Below are 9,684 nucleotides of genomic sequence, written 5' to 3' on the forward strand. Positions count from 1 at the left end.
TTTGGTTTTAGAGGTGAGGCACTTTCTTCAATTTCAAGGGTTTCTAGAATGAAAATGACCTCCAAACCATCTGAATCAGAAGTTGGAACAATGTTGGAAATATTAGGTGGAAAAATAATAGAAAAAAAGAGAGTTAATTCATCAAATGGAACGAAAATAGAGATTATGGATCTTTTTTTCAACATTCCCGCACGCCGAAAATTTCTTAAAAGTGATTCTGCAGAAGGAAGATACGTTACAGAGATTATAGAAAAGTTTGCTTTTACGAACAACATTAACTTAACATATATCAGAGAAAACAAAGAAATCTACAAATTTTCTTCTGATATGGATCTAATTACAAAATGTTTAAAAATATATCCCGAGTTAAAAAAAGACGATCTCATAGAAATTGAACACAACGATTCAGTGTACAAAATATCTGGAGTTATTTCACAACCAAAAGTTGGAAGAAATAATAGAACCGCCCAACACTTTTTTGTAAACAACAGGTATATTAAGGCGGCCTCACTCTACTCCGTTTTGGAAAAAGGTTACGGTGAGATGCTAGAAAAATCAATTCATCCTTATGGAATAATATTCATAGAAATATCACCAGATATGGTTGATGTAAACGTTCACCCTCAAAAATTGGAAGTAAAATTCACGGACGAACAAAAGATAGCTTCTTTACTTAAAAAAGTTGTAAGAGAGGCTCTTAAGAAAAACACTCACTTTACGATGGAATTTATAAGTAGTAGCGATACAATTGATGCGAATAAAAAAACTTCTTCGTTTTCTGTTCAAAATTTATACAGCAAGAACGAAGACTCACAAAAAGTTAATTTTTCACAAAACACTCCAAAAACAGATTATTTTGAACATACAGACGAATTTTTTAATAACTCTGAAATAGAAGATCTTCAAGAAGAACATAATCATTTTGATAATAATTATAAACTTTATGAACCATCAAAAACCTTTGATTTTAAAGGTTTTGAATATCAAAAGAATCAGACGTTTACACCTGTTGAGAAAATTAATTCTTTTGAAAAATTAAGAATTTTGGGTATAGTTGCTGAAAGATATCTGGTAGTTGAAGGGGAAGACAAATTACTTTTAGTAGATTTTCATGCCGCACATGAGCGTTATATATACGAAATTTTAAAAGAAAACCTATACGAAAAAGGTGGACTTACTTCCGACCTTCTCCTTACCCCTCTTAAAATATCTTTAGACGAAGTAAGAAGAGGGATAATTTTAGATAACAAAGATCACCTAGAAAAATTGGGTATAAAATTAGAAGAAGTCGAAAGAGAAATTATTGTGAAAGGGCTCCCTTCCCCTGTGAAAATTGATGATGCTGAAAGATTGATATTTGAGATAGCAGATGATTTAAGAATATCAAATTTTGATCAACAATCAAACATACTTGATAAGAACTTAGCTACTATGGCATGTAGAGCGGCTGTAAAAACTAAAGATAATCCTACCGGTATGGAGACACTCTTAAAAACCATTTTTGAAAAAAAATTACTAACCTGTCCACATGGTAGACCGATAATGATCCAAATCACCTTTAAAACCTTAGATAAATACTTTGGAAGAATCTAAAAGGGGTGTAGTTTTTTCTTACACCCCTTTTTGTGTGTTCACTTAACTTGATCTAATTCTATTAATCTCTCTTCAGAAGTATAATCTTCAATAGTTCCCAAGTGAGCAATGTATTCACGTAACGCATCTGCATCTCTAAAGTATGTATCGTAACCAGGTTTACCTTCAAGCATTGTATAACCGTCTCCGCCAGCAGCTACATAGTTGTTGGTAACAACCTTATAAGTTTTGTTCAAATCAATGGGTTTACCGTTTATTTTTACGTTTGTAGCTTTTCCACCTTTCATTTCTGCAGTTAGCCCTGCAACATGTAACTTAGCTCCCTGGCCATCAGGAATTGTAGCAGCATAATTTAAAACATCCATAATATCTTTCCCAGTCAATTCTAAAACGTACAATGTATTTCCAAAAGGCAAAACGGTTAATATGTCTCTGTAGGTTATCTCTCCGGCCTCAATAGGTGCTCTTATCCCACCACCATTCATTAAAGCAACATCTGCACCTGTTTTCCAAATCATACCATCTGCTATAAGATTGCTTAGATTCGTTTCGTCACTTCTAACGTGGGCACGTTCCCCGTCGAGATATACTTTTGTTACTCCAACAACCTCATTCAAAGCCTCTGATCCAAGTTGATAAAAAGCATCTGTAAACATTTTTATGAAAGGATCTTCAGGGATATCAGATTTGAGTGGAATTACTTCTCCCCTCCAATCGACTATTCTACCGTCATCGATCCATAAATCTATTCTCCCAATATTCTCTGCATTCTCTCCAGCTTGTGCTACTATAACATTATTGATTACTACAGGTGTTTCTAACAAAGTGTGAGAATGTCCATCTATTATAATATCTACTCCGGGTACATTTTCAGCTAGCTCATCTGAGGTAGTGAACTCAACAGACAAGTTAGGCCTTCCTCCATCTGCATGATAACCTAAGTGCGCAAGGACTATAACTACATCAGCTTTTTCTTGGACAATTGGAAGATATTTTTTTAAAGTTTCTTCTGCGTTCACAATTGTATTCTCGCCTAAATAAATTGGTTCTAAAACTTTTGTTTGCTCTGTAACAAGACCAATAATTCCAACAGAGAAATCACCATAATCTTTTATAACATATGGTTCAAAAACTGGTCCGCCACGTTTTTCATCGACAAAATTTGCCCCTAAGAACGGAAATTGTGCTACTTCATACTGCTTCTCAAGCACTTCAAAAGGCTTGTCAAATTCGTGATTACCCAAAACCATAGCATCCAAACCCATGTAATGTAAGGCCAAAAAGTCAGGAACTGCATCCAACTGATCAGATTCTGGAATCCCTGTGTTTACATCGCCAGCATGTAGAAAAAGTACTGCTCCACCTTCCTTAGCTACTTCTTCTCTTGCTTGATTTATCAGAGTAGCTGCTCTGGCGAATCCTCCACCATCTTCCGTTCCCCACACATGTCCATGGGTATCGTTCATGTGAAAAATCACTAAATGGTTAGGTCCAGCAAATACTGATAAAACCAAAATCATAACAACTAAAATGCCTAAAACTCTTTTCATTTTGTTCCCCTCCTTTTGAGTTGGTTTCAATCACACATTAATTGGCACCCAAAATTCAGCTTCGCTTAAATATTAAATCTTCTTTGTTCACATCAAGATTTTTGGCGATTTTTTTACACTTAACAACAAAAGAATAATAAATTGATTTTTTTGTATTTTCATCAACCAAACTTTCAAAGTTAGATTGTCCTTTGGCTATTACAATATCTGCTTCATCGTAGATATTTTTGAAAGATCGACTAACGAAGCTTAAATCGGTGCCCAAATATTTAGACCCACTTTCAAAAGGAATAGAAACTTCCTTTAAAAAAATTTGATCGGCATCTTTTTTAGTCGCACATTTGTAAACTGGACGAGATTTCAAAGCAGAATGAATAATCAAGTTGGGGTTTAATTCTTTTAATACTCTTATAAACAATTTATCAAAAACTATTTCTCCAGCATAATTATGAAGAAAAAGCAGGAAATGAGCATTTTTAATCTCTTTTTTAAATTTTTCTAAATCGTTTATTGCTACCCTCTTTGTGTTATAAAAATTTTGAATTTCAATCTCTAACTCACCAAAGGAATTCTCCGAATTGTGGCAAAAAAGCTCTCCCATCAGTGATAATTTGAAGGCAGTATAAAGAGGATCCTTGCTGGAAAAACAAAAATCCAGCAGATCATCATAAACCTCTAAAAAAAGTTGGTTCAAGTCGGCTTTTTCTGAATGAAAGTAATCATTTTCACCAAAAATATCAAAAAAAGCATCATAAAATGTTTTTACCAAATAGTAAGGTGTATGGGTAGGATTCACTTCACCGAATGTTTTTAGAATGACCCTTTTGTAATTATCAAAAATGTTATTAGAAGAATACGAAGAGTTAGCATTAATTTTATCCATTAACTCAGAAGAATGGTTTAGAAGACAATTAATACATTCATAATCTATATTCATCTCTGTTCACCCCATGAACTTCTAAAATCCCTACAAAACTACTTTTAATTTTATCATTGTTTAATTAATTTAGTATTAGTTTTGTTTAGTATTTTGTTAAGAAAAATTTGTCCAAAAAAATTGTTACTTCTCTTTCTTGACATTAAAACATTAAATCATTATAATATATTCGATAGCTTTAAAAGCAAATATTCAGCTTCTATTGGTTATATCTGTCTTTAAGATAGATTAAACAACTCTACACAAATACATAGCAATTTTATTTTCAATAAACCATTTAATTTAAAAGGATTTGGAGGTGAAAAAATGAAAAGAACATATCAACCATCTAGGATAAAGAGAAAAAGAACTCATGGCTTTTTAGCTAGAAAAAGAACATCAACTGGAAGAAATGTTTTAAGAAGAAGAAGAGCAAAAGGCAGAGAACGCTTAACAGTATAATGGAAGGGCAAACTTTCAAGAAAAAAGAACGCTTACGATTAAAAAGGAATTTCAAAAATGTTTTTGAAAAGGGCGGGCGTTTAATCGACAATAATTTTGTTATAATATACGCGCAAAATACTATGGATTACAACAGAATTGGTATAATTGTGAACAAAAAATTTGGCAACGCAGTTGTTAGAAACTCAGTTAAAAGATACATCAGAGAAATATATAGAACCAACAAAACTTTTTTCCCAATAGGATACGATTTCGTATTCATTCCAAGAAAAGAATTATCTAAAAATTTTAAACGAATAGATTATTTCCAAATAAAAAGTCTTATTTTAAAGTTGGTGAGGAAGATAAACGAATGAAAAAGTTTGTTCTCAAGTCTATAGATTTTTACAGAAAACATATATCGCCTGCAACCCCTCCCAAATGTATTTACCTACCGACCTGCTCATCTTATACCTATGAAGCGGTGGAAAAGTTCGGGGTGTTTAAAGGTTTGTATTTGGGATTTAGACGTTTTATCAGATGTAACCCATTACACAAAGGGGGCTATGACCCTGTCCCCGAAAAATTTTATTTTTTTGTTCATAAAAAAGAAAAAAACAAACAACACAGAAGGAGTGTATGACTTGAAAAAAGGATTGTTTTTTTTGATGTTACTATTATTTTTGAACGTTATAGCCTTTGCAATACCTGAAATAATGGTATCAGAAAGTTCACTAAATAAAGAAATTAACATTGAAATGAAATTGTACAGACTGAAGTTAGATCAAAATGGGCATATTTTAAATTTCGAACTCTATGATAGCAGAGCTAAAAAATATGAATTAGTTTATGAGTACACAGGAGATAGTTACAATATTTTAGATACTCAAAATATGACAGAAATTTTACCAAGTAACTATAATATAAGATTGGCGGAAGATCAAAGTTATATCGAAATAAACTACTTTTTCCCCAATGGAGGGCAGAAGATTTATAAGTTTTATAACGATCCTAACTATCATTTTGATGTTCAATTTAAAAATTTGAATGGATACGTTGTTTTACCGAGCATATCCTTTTCTTCTGGAATAAGATACAGCGGTAATGTTTTTGTTTCATACATTGACAAATCCGTTTTAACAGGTGAAGCCTTAGATTCTACGTTAGCCATCTATACCCCTGAAGAGATAGAATTTTCTCAAAACCAATATTTAACTCCATTAAATTATTCAGATCACAAAATAATTTCTTATTTGGGTCCTACCAAAAAAATTTTTATAAAAGAAACTTTTGACGGTATAGAAGAAGGAAATACTTACTCTACTATAATCGATTTAATGCAGGATTTAGGTAAATTTGGACCTTTTACTAATATTTTTTATTGGTTCGTGAACTTTTTCTGGTGGCTATTTAAAGTAACAGGTAATTTCGGTTGGGCTATAATACTCTTCACCCTCATAGTAAATGCAATACTATTCCCTGTATATGGGAGACAAAAGAAATCCATGATCGAAATGAAACAGTTACAACCAGAGCTTGACAAAATAAGGAAAAAATATAAGAACCCTCAAAAACAACAAGAAGAAATGATGAAACTGTACAAGGAAAAAGGAGTTAACCCTGCCGGAGGTTGTTTGACTTCTTTGATTCCTCTGCCCATTATGATCATATTATGGCAGGTGATTTATTATTTTGAAGGTAGTTATGCATACAACCCCAGATTTCTCTTTTGGACAGATCTTTCTCAAGGCGGTTTCCAAGCCAATTTTTTCTTACTATTAATAGCTATAATTGCTTCTTTAATAAATGCCCTTTTAATGTCGCAAGATGCCAGGAGCGCATGGACGTCGGTAATTATGTCTGTAGTGTTCCCTTTCATTTTAATTGGATTACCCGTCGGGGTATTCATTTATTATTCAATGAATTCTGTAATACAAACCTTGTTGACATTTGTGTACAACAGGATTTACAACGTCAAAGGCATTACGATTAGACAACTCGTTGGTTTGGGTCCAAAGCCTGTCAGGAGGTGAAATGATAATTGCTTAAATTACAAGGTAAGACGAAATTTGAAGGAACTGATTTGGAATCGGTTTTAGAAAAAGCAAAATCAGATTTTAACGCATCATGTATCGATGAGATTTCTTATAAGATTATTCAAGAACCTTCCAAGGGGTTTCTAGGGATAGGTAAAAAACCTCTCATTATCGAAGCTTATCCTAATGAAAAATATCTTATCAATAGAGTAAAAAATTTTTTGAAAAATATTCTTTCTTATTTTGAAGAAGATGTTGATATCAATATAAATTATCACAATAAGAACTTGAAAGTTTTTTTAGAAGGGGAAAACTTGGGTAAAGTAATAGGTAAACAAGGGCGGAACCTTGGAGCTCTACAGCATTTAACAATGATTTATGTCAATAGAATGACGGATACTAAATGTGATGTAAAATTGGATGTTGGAGATTATAGAAAGAAAAGAAAAAAAAGCTTAGAACTAATAGCAGACAATGCGGCCAAAAAGGCAATAACGACTAATGACAAGGTAGAATTGGCTCCCATGTTTTCTTTTGAAAGAAAAATAATTCACAAGTACATAAATTATAATTATCCAAAATTACACACCACCTCAATAGGGCTAGAACCTTATAGAAAAGTAGTGATCTACCCCTCGAAAAATGGTCACAATTAATAAAAGCACTTACATCGACACTAAGCACAGTATTCAAAACATTGGGGGAGGAAATATAATTGAAAACTGCTTACCAATATCAAGAACAAGTTCTTTCCATAATCAGTAGAGAAAATCTTCCTGATATTGGTGTTTTAGGTGGTATAGAAATCGAACATATTATAAAAAAAATAAAAGATAATATCAAAATAACAACTGAGGTAGCAGGTCCAGGGGGAAGGGTTGTTATTTATTTGAATGATTATTTTCATCTCAAACCATCGATATTTGATTTTTTAAGTTCTGATGAATATATTGAATTAATATTAAAAATTTTTCAAACAAAAGAAATTCCTATTATTTGGATGGACAAAGCTGGGGGAAATACAAGAAAAGTCAGAAACATAGAAGAAAATACTGAATACATAGATTTTCGTAATACAACTTTAAAGGTAGAACCTGAATTTATTACCGAATATCTGTACAATATTAAAAATCTTTTTATAGTGTATAACTCCTGGAACAAAAAGATAATTGATCTAACTAAGGTAAAAAGAAGAATATTTGTTGATTTACGGGAATTTTGTATAGATGAAATTGATAAATTTACATGTGATTATCTTTTTTTGAGCTCTAAAAAGGCATATAGACAATTAGCAGAAAAAAGTAGCAAGTTAAAAGCCAATAATAAGATAATTTTAGCAAAAGATGCGATCTCTTTTGACAGAAAAATATATGAAGTTAAAGTTAAAGAAAAAAAGTACTTTGAAGAGGCAGTGTCAGCTTTTGAAGCTAATTTTATCAGTAATATCATAAAAGGTTATACATTGAAATCAGCTGTTGATAGCTCTTTTAATCTTTACAATCATGTCCTTGAATGTGGAACCATTCCTACGGAAAAATTGTGATTATACCCTTCCCTTAAATTAAATAGATTTGCCTCAAAATTACTAAATTTAATCGGGTAGGAAGTTGATAAAAATTTTATCTATTTCCTACCCGATATTTATTTCTGGCAGCCCCACAGGGAATCGAACCCTGACTCTTGGACTGAGAATCCAATGGACTAGCCGTTATCCTATGGGGCCAATGGTATCTTTTCATTTTCAAATCCTTAGTAATTATATCAACCATCAATTACTTTGTCAATAGATTTGAAACTTAAAAATGCGCTTCTAATATTCCTGCATAATATTTTCTATCATCTTTTTTCTAGCGGGATGTTTCAATTTTCTGATAGATTTAGACTCTATTTGCCTTATTCTTTCTCTTGTTACGTTAAAAAATTCTCCAACTTCTTCGAGCGTTTTTTGTTTCCCATCCACGAAACCATATCTCATTTTTAGTATCATGGCTTCCTTAGGTGAGAGCGTATCGATGATCATTTCCATTTTTTGACGAATAACCATCTTTCTTCCTTCTTCATCGGGAGTAGGTGATTCAGAGTCAATAAAATCGAGCACCTCAGTTTCTCCTTCAGCATCTACGTCGTTAGAAACTGGAGCATTTAAGGAGAATATATTTTTAGCACTAATTAATACCTCTTTCATCTTATCTACAGGCTTGTCCATCAAAACAGAGAGTTCTTCTAAATCAGGCACTTCACCATGTTCTTGAACATACTTATTTACCACCCTATTCATTCTATTTATTGTTTCTACCAAATGAACTGGGATTCTTACGGTTCTTCCCTGATCAGCAATCGCTCTTGTTATTGCCTGGCGTATCCACCAATAAGAATAAGTAGAGAATTTGTAACCTTTTTTCCAATCGAATTTAGCGACAGCTTTCATTAAACCTATATTTCCTTCTTGTATGAGATCCAAAAAGCCTAATCCATGACCAACATACCTTTTAGCAATACTGATAACTAATCTAAGATTAGCTTTTATAAGCTCCTCTCTGGCTCTTTTATCTCCCATCTGGGCCTTTCTTGCAAGCTTTCTTTCTCGTGAAGGTGTTAATAATTTGCTCTTACTAATCTCTTTCAGATATATTTTAATTGGATCCTGCAACGAAATATTATCACACATCTCGACTTCAACATCAGCAAAATCTTCGAAAATCTCTTCGTATTCTTCAGAATCTTTATATTCTTCATTAGTCTGCAAATCTTTTTCTTCATCATCTTCATAAAAGTGACGTATTGAACTATCTACTACAGAAATATTAGATTTCTTTAATTCATTGTAAAAAGTTATTAAAAATTCTAGTGTAAAATTCTCACGCATTTGGGTAGGAATAGATTCATCAATTTCTTCAAAAGTTACTGAACTCCGATCCTTCGATAGCTTTTTTTTGATTTTCCTTAATATTTCATCAGTGATGACAGTAGGACTTTTTTTAATAGTTAAAGATAAGGAATATTTTTCGACTTTTGAGCTTTTATCAACTTGGGAAAAATCTGTGCTTTTCGATTCAAAGTTCGCACTTTTGCCTTTTTCTATCATAAAAACTCACCTTCTATTAAAAAATTAGAATAAAGAAATTAATAAAGGTTCTATCACGAAAAT

The 9,684-nt window shown here is 32.3% G+C and carries 10 protein-coding genes and 1 tRNA gene; 7 read left to right on the top strand and 4 right to left on the bottom strand.

What is annotated here, in order from left to right; translation table 11 throughout:
- Positions 1–1,593: DNA mismatch repair endonuclease MutL (gene mutL / locus AA81_RS04225; protein ID WP_103898303.1), on the top strand; the 1,593-nt coding region annotated here is incomplete at its 5' end.
- 38 nt (positions 1,594–1,631) lie between these two features.
- Here the strand turns inward: mutL and AA81_RS04230 are convergent.
- A complete protein-coding gene (locus AA81_RS04230) occupies positions 1,632–3,143 on the bottom strand; it encodes a 5'-nucleotidase C-terminal domain-containing protein (protein ID WP_103898304.1) in 1,512 nt (503 codons plus the stop codon).
- A 55-nt stretch (positions 3,144–3,198) separates the two neighbouring features.
- Positions 3,199–4,080, bottom strand: a complete 882-nt coding sequence (locus AA81_RS04235; RefSeq protein WP_103078522.1) for a damage-control phosphatase ARMT1 family protein — start codon at positions 4,078–4,080, stop codon at positions 3,199–3,201.
- Positions 4,081–4,386: 306 nt separating this feature from the next.
- On the opposite strand from AA81_RS04235, the gene rpmH reads away from it, so the two are divergent.
- The 6 genes from rpmH to AA81_RS04265 are packed head-to-tail and all read left to right on the top strand — an operon-like array spanning position 4,387 to position 8,079.
- On the top strand, positions 4,387–4,521 hold the full coding sequence (gene rpmH, locus AA81_RS04240; RefSeq protein WP_012208441.1) for a 50S ribosomal protein L34: 135 nt from the start codon (positions 4,387–4,389) through the stop codon (positions 4,519–4,521).
- Positions 4,521–4,877 carry a ribonuclease P protein component gene (rnpA, locus tag AA81_RS04245; protein ID WP_103898305.1) on the top strand — a complete coding sequence of 119 codons (357 nt, stop codon included), beginning with the start codon at positions 4,521–4,523 and terminating at the stop codon, positions 4,875–4,877. The genes rpmH and rnpA overlap by 1 nt, the downstream gene beginning before the upstream one ends.
- Positions 4,874–5,143 (top strand): membrane protein insertion efficiency factor YidD, encoded by a 270-nt coding sequence (yidD, locus tag AA81_RS04250; RefSeq protein ID WP_103078525.1) that lies wholly within the window; start codon positions 4,874–4,876, stop codon positions 5,141–5,143. The genes rnpA and yidD overlap by 4 nt, the downstream gene beginning before the upstream one ends.
- A 1-nt stretch (position 5,144) precedes the next feature.
- Positions 5,145–6,533 carry a membrane protein insertase YidC gene (yidC, locus tag AA81_RS04255; RefSeq protein ID WP_169999607.1) on the top strand — a complete coding sequence of 463 codons (1,389 nt, stop codon included), beginning with the start codon at positions 5,145–5,147 and terminating at the stop codon, positions 6,531–6,533.
- 8 nt (positions 6,534–6,541) lie between these two features.
- Positions 6,542–7,192: an RNA-binding cell elongation regulator Jag/EloR gene (gene jag, locus AA81_RS04260; protein ID WP_103898307.1), complete on the top strand. Its 651-nt coding sequence runs from the start codon at positions 6,542–6,544 to the stop codon at positions 7,190–7,192.
- Positions 7,193–7,251: 59 nt separating this feature from the next.
- Positions 7,252–8,079 (top strand): hypothetical protein, encoded by an 828-nt coding sequence (locus AA81_RS04265; RefSeq protein WP_103078528.1) that lies wholly within the window; start codon positions 7,252–7,254, stop codon positions 8,077–8,079.
- A gap of 105 nt (positions 8,080–8,184) precedes the next feature.
- Here AA81_RS04265 and AA81_RS04270 read toward each other — a convergent pair.
- Together AA81_RS04270 and AA81_RS04275 are read right to left on the bottom strand one after the other, a co-directional pair.
- Positions 8,185–8,259: transfer RNA gene (locus AA81_RS04270), tRNA-Glu, on the bottom strand.
- A gap of 87 nt (positions 8,260–8,346) precedes the next feature.
- Entirely contained in the window at positions 8,347–9,621 is a 1,275-nt protein-coding gene (locus AA81_RS04275) for a sigma-70 family RNA polymerase sigma factor (protein ID WP_103898308.1), read from the bottom strand.
- Positions 9,622–9,684 lie beyond the last annotated feature (63 nt).

It is taken from the genome of Petrotoga halophila DSM 16923 (genome assembly GCF_002924615.1).